We start from the raw sequence: 14251 nt of genomic DNA, 5'->3' as shown, positions 1-14251 counted from the left end.
TTCTCGGGTGCCAGATCCGCGTCCCGACACGCCGTCCCGCCTCGCCCCCGAGATCGCCGCGCGCCTCAAGCACGACGACGACGGCCTGGTCGCCGCCGTCGTGCAGCAGCACGACTCCGGCGAGGTGCTGATGGTCGGCTGGATGGACGACGAGGCGGTGCACCGCACCCTCACGGAGGGCCGCGTGACCTTCTGGAGCCGCTCCCGCCAGGAGTACTGGCGCAAGGGAGACACGTCCGGGCACGCGCAGTACGTGAGGTCCGTCGCGCTCGACTGCGACGGTGACGCCCTGCTCGTGCGCGTCGACCAGGTGGGCGCCGCCTGCCACACCGGTACGCGCACGTGCTTCGAGGCCGGGGGAGACCTGGGCGCGGTGGTCGGGCAGCGTCCCGCCGCCGAGCCGGGCGTCCCGGCGTCCGACCACCCCGAGGAGAACCGGTGAGCCAGACCACTGCCCCGTCCCCCGCCTCCGGCCTGGAGCACGGCACGCCCGCCGTCCCGGCGGACCTCGCGTGGGGCCGGACCTGGCCGGGCCTCGACGACTTCCGCACCCTCGCGACCACGCGCCGCGTCATCCCGGTGGTACGCCCCCTGCTGGCCGACGACGTCACCCCGGTCGGGCTGTACCGCACCCTGGCCCAGGGCCGGGCCGGCACGTTCGTGCTCGAGTCCGCGGAGTCGGCCGACGCCTGGTCGCGGTGGTCGTTCGTGGGCGTGGCGTCGCGCGCGATGCTCACGGCGGCGGGCGGGCAGGCCGTGTGGACGGGTGACGTCCCGGTCGGCATCCCGACCGAGGGCGACGTGGTGGACGTCCTGGAGGTGGCGCTGGAGAAGCTCCGCACCCCGGGCATCCCCGGCCTGCCCCCGTTCACGGGCGGGCTCGCGGGCGCCCTCGGCTGGGACGTGGTGCGCCACTGGGAGCCCACGCTCCCCGCGAACGCCCCCGACGAGCTGGGCGCGCCCGAGGTGGCACTCTGCCTCGCCACGGACCTGGCGGTGGTCGACCACCGCGACGGGACGGTGTGGCTCGTCGCGAACGCGATCAACATCGACGGGACCGACGAGCGGGTCGACGAGGCGCACGCGGACGCCGTCGCCCGCCTGGACGCCATGCAGGCGAGGCTCGTCGCGGGGGCGCCACGCGTGACGTCGGTCGTCGTGGCCGACGACCCGGTGCCCGAGGTCAAGGCGCGGTCCAGCGAGAAGGAGTTCGAGGACGCCGTCCTCGCGGGCAAGGAGGCGATCCGCGACGGCGAGGTGTTCCAGGTGGTGCTCTCGCAGCGCTTCGACATCGACTGCCCCGCCGACCCGCTCGACGTGTACCGGGCGCTGCGGACGGTGAACCCGAGCCCCTACATGTACTTCTTTCACCTGACGGACGCGGTGGGCCGCGACTTCGCGGTGGTGGGCTCGAGCCCGGAGACGCTCGTCAAGGTGACCGACGGCCACGTCACCACGTACCCGATCGCCGGCTCACGTCCTCGTGGAGCCACCCCGGAGGAGGACGTCCGCCTCGAGGAGGAGCTGCTGGCCGACCCGAAGGAGCGCGCCGAGCACATCATGCTCGTGGACCTGTCGCGCAACGACCTCGTCAAGGTCTGCGAGCCCACGTCGGTCGAGGTCGTGGAGTTCATGCGGCCCCGCCGGTTCAGCCACATCATGCACCTGTGCTCCACGGTGGTCGGCCGTCTGCGCGCCGGGCGCACCGCACTCCAGACACTGAAGGCCACGTTCCCCGCCGGCACCCTGTCCGGCGCGCCCAAGCCCCGCGCGATCGCGCTGATCGACGAGCTCGAGCCCGCCTCGCGCGGGATCTACGGCGGGACGGTCGGCTACTTCGACTTCGGCGGCAACATGGACATGGCGATCGCGATCCGCACCGCGGTGATCCGGGACGGGCGCGCGAGCGTCCAGGCCGGCGCCGGGATCGTCGCCGACTCCGTGCCGGTGGCCGAGTTCGAGGAGTCGCGCAACAAGGCGGCCGCGGCCGTCCGGGCCGTCCAGCTCGCCGCGCGGTTCCGGTCGCTGTGAGCCCCGTCAGCAAGGAGTCCGTGTGACGTTCCCGGCACTGCGCTCGCGGTCCCGTGCCCTCGGGGCCCTCCTCCTGCTCGGCGTGCTCGCCTTCGGGACCGGCTCCGCCACCTGGCTGACCACCACGGTCGCCACCGCCCTCGAGCCGGAGGTGACCGTGACGGCGTCGGGCACCGCGGCGGCGCCCGGGCTGGGCGCGGGAGCGCTCGTGCTGCTCGCCGCGGGCGTCGCCCTGGCGCTCGTCGGCCGCGTGGCGCGCTGGGTGGCGCTCGCGGTGGCGGCGGCGGCCGGCGTGCTCGTCACCGCCTCGGCCGCCGTGGTCCTGGCCGACCCGGTGCCCGCAGCCACCGCGGCCGCGGGCCAGGCCACCGGCGTGACGGACCTCACGTCGGCCGTGTCGGTGTCCGTCTGGCCCTGGGCGGCCGTCGTGGTCGGGGCTGCGGCGGTCGTCGTCGCAGTGCTCGCCGCCCTCGGCGCGCGCGACTGGAGCGCCGCCTCGGGGCGGCACGAGCGGGCCGCGGCCCGCTCGGAGGGCGCCGGGGCGGCCACCGGGGCGGGCACCGGGCCCGCTGCGGCGCCGGGCGCAGCCGGCCCCGACGGCGACCTGGACGCGCACGACGCGTGGGACTCGCTCACCCGCGGCGAGGACCCTACGGGCCGCTGACCTCCGGCCCGAACGATAGGCTGAGGCCCACGTCGTACGAAGAAAGGTCAGCACCCCCATGGTCGACAACACGCCGAAGGCCGCCGAGCTCGCCTACCTGCCGCCCGCTGCGCCTCCGACGAACCACGGTCACACCGTCGCCGCCTGGGTGACGATGATCGGGATCTCCCTCGGGGTCGTGATCTCCGCCGTGGGCGTCACCTTCATGGAGGCGCTCTGGTTCTGGGTGGGCCTCGTGGTGGTGGGCGCGGGCCTCGTCGTCGGCCTCGTGCTGCGTAACCTGGGCCTCGGCCAGAAGAAGGTCCACCGGTGAGTCAGCAGCCGCCCGAGGGCGGGCAGCCGCCCGGCGACGGGCAGCAGCCCCCCTACGGCCCGGGCCCGCAGGGCCCGGCCGGGGGCGGTCCGGGCTACCCGGCCGCGCCGGGATACGGGTACCCGCCCGAGGGCGGCACGCCCTACGGGACCCCGCCGGCGGCGTCGCCGGCCCCCGGGCCCGCGAAGGTCTACCCCAAGAACGACCTGGGGATCTGGTCGCTGGTCCTGGGCCTCGCCTCCATCGTCCTCAGCTGCTCGATCCTGACCGGGGTGCCGGCGATCGTCATCGGCAACGCGGCCCGCCGGGCCGTCCGGGCCGGCGACGCGGACAACGACGGCATGGCGGTCGCGGGCGTGATCCTGGGCTGGGTCTCCGTGGGCCTGTTCGTGCTCGCGGTCCTCGGCTTCGTGATCCTCCTCGCCGTGGGCGGCGGGATCGGCATGCTGCACGAGTGGAGCGGGTCGGACGTCTACTCGTCGGCCGTGACGGCCCTGGCCGGCCGCGTCGTCTGAGGCTGCCATGAGGGCCGCCCGGCCGGCGCTCCTCGCGCCGCTCGTGACGGGGGCCGTCGTGGCCGCCGCCACCGCCGTCCTCGCGGTCCGTGACCCGCACCGCGCGGGGAGCTACGGCTTCTGCCCCCTGCTGGTCCTGACCGGGTTCGCGTGCCCGGCGTGCGGTGGCCTGCGCGCCACGCACGACCTGGCGCACCTCGACCTCGCGGGCGCCTGGGCGGCCAACCCCCTGTGGGTGCTGCTGGTCCCCGTCCTGGTCACGCTGTGGGCCGTCTGGACAGCGCGTGCCGCCCGCGGCCTGCCCGCGCCGCGCATCCCGGTGCGGGCCGGCGTCGCGGGACTCGGGGTTCTCGTGCTCTTCGGCGTAGCGCGCAACCTCCCGCCGCTGGTGCCGTACCTGACCCCGTGGCTGGCCTGAGAGGGTCCGGCGAGCGAGACACGCCGGCAAGAACTGACGGCGTGTCGTCTCGATCCCCGGTCGTGTGCGCGGGGCAGTCCGCGCGGCGTCCTACGATGGCTGATGGTCCGGGGCGCAACCGCCGGGCGGGGCAGGTAGCCCGAGGGGTACGGGGAGGCACAGCTATGACCGTCCTGGAGGACATCGTCGCGGGGGTCCGGGAGGACCTCGCCGTGCGCGAGGCACGCACGTCGCTCGACGACCTCAAGGAGCGGGCGTCCCGCGTACCGGGCGCCGTCGAGTGCGTCGCGCGGCTCCGCCCCGACGACGCCGTCGCAGTCATCGCCGAGGTGAAGCGGTCGAGCCCGTCCAAGGGCGCGCTCGCCACGATCGACGACCCGGCCGCGCTGGCCGCCGAGTACGAGCGCGGGGGCGCCTCGGCGATCTCCGTGCTCACCGAGCAGCGCCGCTTCGGCGGCAGCCTCGCCGACCTCGACGCCGTGCGCGCCAAGGTGGACGTGCCGCTGCTCCGCAAGGACTTCGTGGTCTCGCCGTACCAGGTGTGGGAGGCCCGGGCGCACGGCGCCGACCTGGTGCTCCTCATCGTCGCCGCGCTCGAGCAGACGGTGCTCGAGTCGCTCGTGGAGCGGGTGCACTCCCTGGGCATGACTGCCCTGGTCGAGACGCACACGCTCGAGGAGGTGCGGCGCGCGCTGGACGCGGGCGCCCGCGTCATCGGCGTCAACCACCGCAACCTCAAGACCCTCGAGCTCGACATGACGCTGTTCCAGCGCCTGGCGCCCTACATCCCAGACGACGTGGTGCGCATCGCGGAGTCGGGCATCAAGGGCCCGCACGACGTCATGGAGATGGCCCGCTCGGGTGCGGACGCCGTGCTCGTGGGGGAGACCCTCGTCAAGAACGCCACCCCCCGTGCCACCGTCGCCGACCTGGTCGCGGCGGGCTCGCACCCGTCGCTGCAGGGACGCCGTCCGGCTTGAAGGAGACACGACCGATGACTGACGAGACCGGCACCACGCCGGGCACCAGCGCGGCCCTGACCGCACGGCTGGCCGACGTCCAGGGACCGTACTTCGGCGAGTTCGGCGGGCGGTTCGTCCCCGAGGCGCTGATCGCCGCCCTCGACGAGGTCGAGACCGAGTACCGCAAGGCGCTGGGCGACCCGGCGTTCACCGACGAGCTCGCGCGGCTGCACCGCGAGTACGTGGGCCGCCCCAGCCCGCTCACCGAGGTGCCGCGCTTCGCGGCCCACGCGGGCGGCGCGCGCGTGTTCCTCAAGCGCGAGGACCTGAACCACACCGGCTCGCACAAGATCAACAACGTGCTGGGCCAGGCGCTGCTCGTGAAGCGGATGGGCAAGAAGCGGCTGATCGCCGAGACGGGCGCGGGCCAGCACGGCGTCGCGACCGCCACGGCCGCCGCGCTCATGGACCTCGAGTGCGTGATCTACATGGGCGAGGAGGACACGCGGCGCCAGGCGCTGAACGTGGCCCGGATGCGCCTGCTCGGTGCCGAGGTGGTCCCCGTGACGATCGGGTCGCGCACCCTCAAGGACGCGATCAACGAGGCCCTGCGCGACTGGGTCGCGAACGTGGAGACCACCCACTACCTGCTGGGCACCGTCACCGGCCCGCACCCGTTCCCGGAGATGGTGCGCGAGTTCCACCGCATCATCGGCGAGGAGGCGCGCGGCCAGGTGCTGGAGCGCACGGGCCGGCTTCCCGACGCCGTCGCCGCGTGCGTGGGCGGCGGCTCCAACGCGCTGGGCATCTTCAACGCCTTCCTGGACGACGACGGGGTGGCCCTCTTCGGCTTCGAGGCCGGCGGCGAGGGTGTGGAGAGCGGGCGGCACGCCGCCCGCTTCTCGGGCGGTGCTCCCGGCGTGCTGCACGGTGCCCGGTCGTACCTCATGCAGGACGACGACGGCCAGACGCTGCCGAGCCACTCGGTGTCGGCGGGCCTCGACTACCCGAGCGTAGGCCCGGCCCACTCCTGGCTGCACGACCTCGGCCGGGCCACCTACGAGCCGGTGACCGACGTCGAGGCCATGGAGGCGTTCCGCCTGCTGTGCCGCACGGAGGGCATCATCCCGGCGATCGAGTCCGCCCACGCCCTGGCCGGGGCGCTGCGGGTCGGCCGTGCGGCCGAGGCCGAGGGCCGGACCGGCCCGGACGGGCTGCCCTACACGATCCTGGTGAACCTCTCGGGCCGTGGCGACAAGGACGTGGCGACCGCCGCGCGGTGGTTCGGGCTCCTGGACGCCGACGCGGGCGACGACGTCGAGAACAAGGAGGGGCGGGCATGACCGTGACCGCGACGACCCCGGGCTCTGCCGCCACGCTCGCACGGCTGCGCGACGAGGAGGGCCGGCCGGCCCTCGTCGGCTACCTGCCGATCGGGTTCCCCGACGTCCAGCGGTCCGTCGAGGCGCTGAACGTCCTCGTGGACCACGGTGTCGACATGATCGAGCTGGGCCTGCCGTACACGGACCCGGTGATGGACGGCCCCACGATCCAGGCCGCGGCGCAGCAGGCGCTCGACTCCGGCACGCGGGTCCGGGACCTGTTCCCCGTCGTGGAGGCCGTCGCGTCCCGGGGCGTGCCGGTCCTCGTGATGACCTACTGGAACCTCGTGCTGCGGTACGGCGTGGACGCGTTCGCGAGCGACCTCGCCGGCGCCGGCGGCGCCGGGCTCATCACGCCCGACCTCATCCCTGACGAGGCGGGCCGCTGGATCGCCGCGAGCGACGAGCACGGCCTCGACCGGGTGTTCCTGGTCGCGCCCAGCTCCACGCCGGAGCGCCTGGCGCTCACGGCGCGCGCGTCCCGCGGCTTCGTCTACGCGGCCTCGACGATGGGCGTGACGGGGGAGCGCACGCAGGTGGGCGCCCGTGCTGAGCAGCTCGTGGCCGACACCCGCGCCGCCGGGGCCGAGCACGTCTGCGTGGGCCTCGGCGTCTCCACCGGCGCGCAGGCGGCCCAGGTGGGCCGGTTCGCCGACGGCGTCATCGTGGGCTCGGCGTTCGTGCGCCCCCTCCTCGGGGATGCGCCGTGGGCAGACCGTCTCACCGCGCTCGCCGCCGTGACCGAGGACCTCGCGTCCGGGGTACGGTCGGCTCGCGCCGGTGACCCCGGCGGCTCGCCCATCCTCTCCGGAGAGACCTCGTGACCTCGCTCCTCCAGGCGGCAGCGGTGCTGCCCGCCTCGATCCCGAGCCCGTCCCAGCACACCTGGTACATCGGGATCTTCCCGCTGCGCGCCTACGCCCTGGCGATCCTGCTGGGCATCGTCGCGGCGGTCCTCATCACGCGCCGGCGCTGGGTGGCCCGCGGCGGGAACGCGGACGACGTGCTGGACATCGCCTTCTGGGCGGTCCCGTTCGGCATCGTGGGCGGCCGCATCTACCACGTGCTCTCGTCCCCGGACGCGTACTTCGGACCCGGGGGCGACCCCGTCCGGGCCCTGTACGTCTGGGAGGGCGGCCTCGGCATCTGGGGCGCCGTGGCGCTCGGTGCGGTGGGCGCCTGGATCGGCTGCCGCCGGCTCGGGGTGAAGTTCTCCTCGTACGCGGACGCCCTCGCCCCCGGTCTGCTCGTGGCCCAGGCGATCGGCCGGCTCGGCAACTGGTTCAACCAGGAGCTCTTCGGCGCGCCCACCACGCTGCCCTGGGGCCTCGAGATCTCGCCGGGCGTGCTGGACCAGCTCGCGCGCGACACGGGGCACACCTTCCCCGAGGGAACGCTCTTCCACCCGACGTTCCTCTACGAGCTGGTGTGGAACCTGGCCATGGCCGGGCTGCTCATCTATCTCGACCGTCGGTTCAAGCTCGGTCATGGGCGGGTATTCTGGGCGTACGTATTGGTCTACACTCTCGGCCGGGTCTGGATCGAGATGCTGCGGATCGACACGGCCGAGCACATCCTCGGCCTGCGGCTCAACGTCTGGACCTCGATCCTCCTCGGCCTCACGGCGGTGGTGGTGTCGGTGCTCCTGGCACGGAAGTATCCCGAGCGGGAGGAGTCCGTCCGGCTGCGGCCGGAGGACCCGGCTCCGGAGCCGGACCCAGAGCCGGAGAAGGGCGTCGAGCAGGACGCCGAGAAGGATGACAAGGGCTCGTCGAAGGACGAGCCGAACGCTGCGGCGGAGCCCGACCAGGGCGCTACCGCGCGCACCTAGGGGGCACAGGCTCCGGGACAACCGGACGTCGTGCCCCTGTCAGACCGGGCCGACGTCGTCCCGACCCAACGCAAGGAACCGCGCCCGGCTCGACCGGGCGGCTGTGAGGACACATGAGCATGCCGCTGCACAGGCCCGCACAGGGCTTGTACGACCCGTCCGCCGAGCACGACGCGTGCGGTGTGGCGTTCGTCGCCACCCTTCGCGGGACCCCCGGCCGCGACATCGTCGACGCGGGGCTGACCGCGCTCCTCAACCTCGACCACCGCGGCGCCGTCGGCGCCGAGGAGGACACGGGCGACGGCGCGGGCATCCTGACGCAGATCCCCGACGCGTTCGTGCGCGACGTGGTGGCGGCCGAGCTGCCGCCCGCGGGCCACTACGCCATCGGCATCGCCTTCCTCCCGCAGGACGAGGCGGAGCGCGACCGCGTGGTGCAGCGCGTCGAGGCCCTGGCCGCCGAGGAGAAGCTCGACGTCCTCGCCTGGCGTGACGTGCCCGTGAACGCCGACATCGTGGGCCCGTCGGCACGCGCCACCATGCCGGTGTTCCGGCAGCTCGTCGTGGCCGACCCGTCGCGCGAGCTGGCCGCCATCGACCTCGACCGCCGCTGCTACCGGCTGCGCAAGCGGGCCGAGAACGAGCTGGAGCTCTTTTTCGCCTCGCTGTCGGCCCGGACGCTCACGTACAAGGGCATGCTCACCACCGCCCAGCTCGAGCCGTTCTTCCCGGACCTTTCCGACCCGCGGTACGCCTCGGAGCTGGCGCTGGTGCACTCACGCTTCTCCACCAACACGTTCCCCTCGTGGCCGCTCGCCCAGCCGTTCCGGCTGATCGCGCACAACGGCGAGATCAACACGGTGCGCGGCAACCGCAACTGGGTGGCGGCCCGCGAGGGCGCCATGGAGAGCGACCTCCTGGGCGACCTGGCGCCGCTGCAGCCGGTGTGCTCGCCCGGCTCGAGCGACTCGGCCAGCTTCGACGAGGTGCTGGAGCTGCTGCACCTCGGCGGCCGGTCGCTGCCGCACGCCGTGCTGATGATGATCCCGGAGGCGTGGGAGAACAACGCCGAGATGGATCCCGCGCGCCGCGCGTTCTACGAGTACCACGCCAACCTCATCGAGCCGTGGGACGGCCCGGCCGCGCTCACGTTCACGGACGGCACGCTGATCGGCGCGGTCCTGGACCGCAACGGCCTGCGCCCCGGCCGCTACTGGGTCACGGAGGACGGCCTGGTCGTCCTCGCGTCGGAGGCCGGGGTCCTGGACCTCGACCCGGCGTCGATCGTGCGCAAGGGCCGGCTGGAGCCGGGCCGCATGTTCCTGGTGGACACCGGCTCGGGCCGCATCGTCGAGGACGACGAGGTCAAGTCGCACCTCGCGGCGAAGCGCCCGTACGCGCAGTGGATCGCGGAGCACTCGGTGCACCTCGACGCGCTCCCGGACCGCGAGCACGTGGCGCACAGCCCGGCGTCGGTGCGCCGCCGTCAGCGGGCCTTCGGCTACACCGAGGAGGAGCTGCGCGTCATCCTGTCGCCGATGGCGACCGCCGCGGCCGAGCCGCTCGGCGCCATGGGCACGGACACGCCGATCGCGGTGCTCTCGTCGCGCCCGCGCCTGCTCTTCGACTACTTCACGCAGATGTTCGCCCAGGTGACGAACCCGCCGCTGGACGCGATCCGCGAGGAGCTCGTGACCTCGATCGGCGGCGCCATCGGCCCGGAGCCGAACCTCCTGTCCGACGTCCCGGAGCACGCGCGCAAGCTTGTGCTGCCGTTCCCGGTGCTGGACAACGACCAGCTCGCCAAGATCATCCGCGTGGACCGTGACCCCGCGCTGGAAGGCATCTTCCGCGCGGTCACGGTGCGCGGCCTCTACGACGTCAGCGGGGGCGGCAAGGCTCTGCTGGCGCGCCTCGAGGAGATCTTCGCGGAGGTCGACGGGCACATCGAGGACGGCGCGTCCTTCATCGTGCTGTCCGACCGCGACTCGAACTCCGAGCTCGCGCCGATCCCGTCGCTGCTGCTCACGAGCGCGGTGCACCACCACCTGGTCCGCAAGCACACCCGTACCCAGGTGTCGCTCGTGGTCGAGGCCGGCGACGTGCGCGAGGTCCACCACGTGGCCCTCCTGATCGGCTACGGCGCGGCGGCGGTCAACCCGTACCTCGCGATGGAGACCGTCGAGGACCTGGCCCGCCGTGGCTACCTGGACGTGGCCCCGGAGAAGGCGGTCACCAACCTCATCAAGGCGCTCGGCAAGGGCGTGCTCAAGGTGATGTCCAAGATGGGCATCTCCACGATCATGTCGTACCGCGGTGCCCAGATCTTCGAGGCCGTGGGCCTGTCCCACGAGCTCGTCGACGACTACTTCACGGGCACCACCTCGCGCCTGGGCGGCGTCGGCCTGGACGTGATCGCGGCCGAGGTCGCGGCGCGCCACGCGGAGGCGTACCCGCCGTCGGGCAACCACCAGCCGCACCAGCGCCTCACCACGGGCGGCGAGTACCAGTGGCGCCGCGACGGCGAGGAGCACCTCTTCGACCCGGAGACGGTGTTCCGCCTCCAGCACGCGACCCGCAGCGGCCGGATGGACATCTTCCGCCAGTACACGCGGCGCGTCGACGAGCAGTCGCAGCGCCTGATGACGCTGCGCGGCCTCCTGCGCTTCAGCCCCGACCGCGAGCCCGTCCCGATCGACGAGGTCGAGTCCGTGGCCGACATCGTCAAGCGCTTCAACACGGGCGCCATGTCGTACGGCTCGATCTCCGCCGAGGCGCACGAGACCCTCGCCATCGCGATGAACCGCCTGGGCGGGCGGTCCAACACGGGTGAGGGCGGCGAGGACCCGGAGCGCCTGTACGACCCGGAGCGCCGCTCCAAGGTCAAGCAGATCGCGTCCGGCCGGTTCGGCGTCACCAGCGAGTACCTGACCCAGGCCGACGACATCCAGATCAAGCTCGCCCAGGGCGCCAAGCCCGGCGAGGGCGGTCAGCTGCCCGGCTCCAAGGTGTACCCGTGGGTGGCGAAGACCCGGCACTCGACGCCGGGCGTGGGCCTCATCTCGCCGCCGCCGCACCACGACATCTACTCGATCGAGGACCTGGCGCAGCTGATCCACGACGCCAAGAACGCGAACCCGTCGGCGCGCATCCACGTGAAGCTCGTCTCCGAGTTCGGCGTGGGCACCGTGGCCACGGGCGTGTCCAAGGCGCACGCGGACGTCGTCCTCATCTCGGGGCACGACGGCGGCACGGGCGCCTCGCCGCTGACGTCGCTCAAGCACGCCGGCACGCCCTGGGAGATCGGCCTCGCCGAGACCCAGCAGACCCTCGTGCTCAACGACCTGCGCGACCGCATCGTGGTCCAGGTGGACGGGCAGATGAAGACGGGCCGCGACGTGGTCGTGGCCGCGCTGCTCGGCGCCGAGGAGTTCGGCTTCGCCACGGCGCCGATGGTGGTCTCGGGCTGCATCATGATGCGTGTCTGCCACCTCGACACCTGCCCGGTGGGCGTCGCCACGCAGAACCCCGAGCTGCGCTCCCGGTTCACGGGCAAGCCCGAGTTCGTCGTGAACTTCTTCGAGTTCATCGCGCAGGAGGTGCGCGAGCACCTGGCGGCGCTCGGCTTCCGCAGCATCGAGGAGGCCGTGGGCCAGGTCCAGGTGCTCGACACCCGCAAGGCTGTGGACCACTGGAAGGCGCAGGGGCTCGACCTCGGGCCCATCCTCGCCGAGCCGCAGGGCCGGCCGGGGGCGGCGCTCCACCAGACGAAGGTGCAGGACCACGGGCTCGCGAAGGCGCTGGACAACCAGCTCATCGCGAAGGCCGCTCCTGCCCTGGAGCGCGGGGAGCGGGTCGAGATCTCGCTGCCGGTCCGGAACGTGAACCGCACGGTCGGCACCATGCTCGGCCACGAGGTGACCAAGCGGTACCGCGGCGAGGGCCTCCCGGACGGCACCATCGACGTCACCCTGACCGGCTCCGCCGGCCAGTCGCTCGGCGCGTTCCTGCCCCGCGGCATCACGCTGCGCCTCTTCGGCGACGCCAACGACTACGTGGGCAAGGGCCTGTCGGGCGGCCGCATCGTCGTCCGGCCCGACCGGGCCGCGGTGCTCGACGGCGCCACGAACGTGATCGCGGGCAACGTGATCGGCTACGGCGCCACGTCGGGCGAGGTCTTCCTGCGCGGCCGGGTGGGCGAGCGCTTCGGCGTCCGCAACTCCGGTGCCACGCTGGTGGTCGAGGGCGTGGGCGACCACGGCTGCGAGTACATGACCGGCGGCACCGTCCTGGTGCTGGGCCCCACGGGCCGCAACTTCGGCGCGGGCATGTCGGGCGGTACGGCGTACGTGCTGGACCTGCGCCCGACGGCGATGAACGCGGCCGCCGTGCGCGACCGCGAGCTCGAGGTGGGCCGGCTGGACGACGCCGACTGGGAGACCGTGTCCGAGCTCCTGACACGTCACCACGAGGAGACCGGCTCGCCCGTGGCGGCCGAGCTGCTGGACGACCCCTTCGCCCGCGCGCGCATCAGCCGCGTGCTCCCGCTCGGCTGGGCCCGCGTCCGCGCGGCCCTCGCCGAGCACCCCCTGGACAGCAACGAGTGGGACCCGGCCCGCTGGGACCACATCATGGAGGTGGCCCGTGGCTGACCCCCGCGGATTCCTGAAGGTGCGGGAGCGCGAGCTCCCGCCGAACCGCCCGGTCGAGGTGCGCCTCCGTGACTGGCGGGACACGCACGAGCACCGGGTCGAGGGGCAGCCGTTCCTCAAGGAGCAGGCGGGCCGTTGCATGGACTGCGGCATCCCGTTCTGCCACCAGGGGTGCCCGCTGGGCAACCTCATCCCCGAGTGGAACGACCTCGTGTGGCGCGGCCAGTGGGCCGACGCCATCGACAGCCTGCACGCCACGAACAACTTCCCCGAGTTCACCGGCCGGGTCTGTCCCGCGCCGTGCGAGTCGTCCTGCGTGCTGGGCATCAACCAGCCCGCTGTGACGATCAAGAACATCGAGGTGTCGATCATCGACGAGGCGTTCGAGCGCGGCCTGGTGCAGCCGGTCGTGCCGCAGCGCCTCACGGGCTCCACGGTGGCCGTGGTGGGCTCGGGCCCGGCGGGCCTCGCGGCGGCCCAGCAGCTCACCCGCGCCGGGCACACGGTCGTGGTGTACGAGCGCGACGACGCCGTGGGCGGTCTGCTGCGCTACGGCATCCCGGACTTCAAGCTGGAGAAGGTCCACATCGAGCGCCGCCTGGCGCAGATGGAGGCGGAGGGCACGCGCTTCCGCACGGGCGTCGAGATCGGCAAGGACATCTCGTGGGACGCGCTGCGCCGTCGGTTCGACGCCGTCGTGGTCACCACGGGCGCCACCGTGCCGCGCGACCTGCGCCTGCCGGGCCGGGAGCTGGCCGGCGTCCACTTCGCGATGGACTTCCTGACGCCGGCCAACAAGGCTGTGGCCGGGCACCCGGTCGAGGGCGCCCCCACGGCCGAGGGCAAGCACGTCATCATCATCGGCGGCGGCGACACGGGCTCCGACTGCCTGGGCACGTCGTTGCGTCAGGGTGCCGCGAGCGTCACCACGCTCGCGATCGGCAAGCGCCCGCCGACGGAGCGCCCGGCGAGCCAGCCGTGGCCGACCGACCCGATCCTGTTCGAGGTCTCGACCTCGCACGAGGAGGGCGGCGAGCGCACGTACCTGGCGTCGACGGTCGAGTTCCTCGACGACGGGACGGGTGCCGTGCGTGCCCTGAAGGTCGCCGAGACCGAGTACCTGCCGGACGGGCGCCGTGCGCCCAGGCCCGGGACCGAGCGGGAGATCCCGGCGGACCTGGTCCTGATCGCGATGGGCTTCACCGGCCCGGAGACGCGGCTCCTCGAGGAGCAGACCGGCATCGAGGTGACCGACCGCGGCCTTGTCGCCCGGAGCGACGACTACGCGGCGAGCCTGCCGGGTGTCTTCGTCGCCGGCGACGCCGGGCGCGGGCAGTCCCTCATCGTGTGGGCGATCGCCGAGGGCCGCGCCGCGGCCGCGGCGGCCGACACCTACCTGCAGGGCGGGACCGAGCTGCCCGCCCCCGTGCGGCCCAGGACGGTCGCGCTGCGGGCCTAGATTTCATTCCCTGGTCTCGGCTCG

At 73.4% G+C, this 14251-nt stretch carries 12 protein-coding genes; all 12 read left to right on the top strand.

All coding sequences use genetic code 11. The features are described from left to right. Positions 1–7: 7 nt before the first annotated feature. The 12 genes from hisI to AC060K_RS07865 all read left to right on the top strand — a co-directional run bounded on the left by hisI (position 8) and on the right by AC060K_RS07865 (position 14227). Entirely contained in the window at positions 8–442 is a 435-nt protein-coding gene (gene hisI / locus AC060K_RS07920) for a phosphoribosyl-AMP cyclohydrolase (protein ID WP_483764882.1), read from the top strand. Then, positions 439–2031, top strand: coding sequence for an anthranilate synthase component I (locus tag AC060K_RS07915; protein WP_483764881.1), 1593 nt, complete (start codon positions 439–441; stop codon positions 2029–2031). The genes hisI and AC060K_RS07915 overlap by 4 nt, the downstream gene beginning before the upstream one ends. 22 nt (positions 2032–2053) lie before the next feature. Beyond that, positions 2054–2695 carry a Trp biosynthesis-associated membrane protein gene (locus AC060K_RS07910; protein WP_483764880.1) on the top strand — a complete coding sequence of 214 codons (642 nt, stop codon included), beginning with the start codon at positions 2054–2056 and terminating at the stop codon, positions 2693–2695. 58 nt (positions 2696–2753) lie between these two features. Beyond that, positions 2754–3008, top strand: coding sequence for an HGxxPAAW family protein (locus tag AC060K_RS07905; RefSeq protein WP_483764879.1), 255 nt, complete (start codon positions 2754–2756; stop codon positions 3006–3008). Next, positions 3005–3523, top strand: coding sequence for a DUF4190 domain-containing protein (locus AC060K_RS07900; RefSeq protein ID WP_483764878.1), 519 nt, complete (start codon positions 3005–3007; stop codon positions 3521–3523). Before AC060K_RS07905 ends, AC060K_RS07900 begins: the two co-directional genes overlap by 4 nt. Before the next feature lie 7 nt (positions 3524–3530). Beyond that, positions 3531–3941, top strand: coding sequence for a DUF2752 domain-containing protein (locus tag AC060K_RS07895; RefSeq protein ID WP_483764877.1), 411 nt, complete (start codon positions 3531–3533; stop codon positions 3939–3941). 164 nt (positions 3942–4105) lie between these two features. Further along, positions 4106–4921, top strand: coding sequence for an indole-3-glycerol phosphate synthase TrpC (gene trpC / locus AC060K_RS07890; RefSeq protein WP_483764876.1), 816 nt, complete (start codon positions 4106–4108; stop codon positions 4919–4921). A gap of 14 nt (positions 4922–4935) precedes the next feature. After that, positions 4936–6246 (top strand): tryptophan synthase subunit beta, encoded by a 1311-nt coding sequence (gene trpB / locus AC060K_RS07885; protein WP_483764875.1) that lies wholly within the window; start codon positions 4936–4938, stop codon positions 6244–6246. After that, entirely contained in the window at positions 6243–7109 is an 867-nt protein-coding gene (trpA, locus tag AC060K_RS07880; protein ID WP_483764874.1) for a tryptophan synthase subunit alpha, read from the top strand. Before trpB ends, trpA begins: the two co-directional genes overlap by 4 nt. After that, positions 7106–8116 (top strand): prolipoprotein diacylglyceryl transferase, encoded by a 1011-nt coding sequence (gene lgt / locus AC060K_RS07875; protein ID WP_483764873.1) that lies wholly within the window; start codon positions 7106–7108, stop codon positions 8114–8116. Before trpA ends, lgt begins: the two co-directional genes overlap by 4 nt. Positions 8117–8229: 113 nt before the next feature. After that, complete coding sequence (gene gltB, locus AC060K_RS07870; RefSeq protein WP_483764872.1) at positions 8230–12768, top strand: glutamate synthase large subunit; 4539 nt, start codon at positions 8230–8232, stop codon at positions 12766–12768. After that, positions 12761–14227, top strand: coding sequence for a glutamate synthase subunit beta (locus AC060K_RS07865; RefSeq protein WP_483764871.1), 1467 nt, complete (start codon positions 12761–12763; stop codon positions 14225–14227). The genes gltB and AC060K_RS07865 overlap by 8 nt, the downstream gene beginning before the upstream one ends. Positions 14228–14251 lie beyond the last annotated feature (24 nt).

Source organism: Antribacter sp. NEAU-D49, assembly GCF_057158775.1.
This window is presented reverse-complemented; position numbering and strand designations above follow the sequence as displayed.

Bases quoted from the DNA above. Each gene is read 5' to 3' on its own strand.
- AC060K_RS07905 (WP_483764879.1), top strand. From the start codon at position 2,754: ATGGTCGACAACACGCCGAAGGCCGCCGAGCTCGCCTACCTGCCGCCC.
- trpC (WP_483764876.1), top strand. From the start codon at position 4,106: ATGACCGTCCTGGAGGACATCGTCGCGGGGGTCCGGGAGGACCTCGCC.
- AC060K_RS07895 (WP_483764877.1), top strand. From the start codon at position 3,531: ATGAGGGCCGCCCGGCCGGCGCTCCTCGCGCCGCTCGTGACGGGGGCC.
- gltB (WP_483764872.1), top strand. From the start codon at position 8,230: ATGAGCATGCCGCTGCACAGGCCCGCACAGGGCTTGTACGACCCGTCC.
- trpA (WP_483764874.1), top strand. From the start codon at position 6,243: ATGACCGTGACCGCGACGACCCCGGGCTCTGCCGCCACGCTCGCACGG.
- trpB (WP_483764875.1), top strand. From the start codon at position 4,936: ATGACTGACGAGACCGGCACCACGCCGGGCACCAGCGCGGCCCTGACC.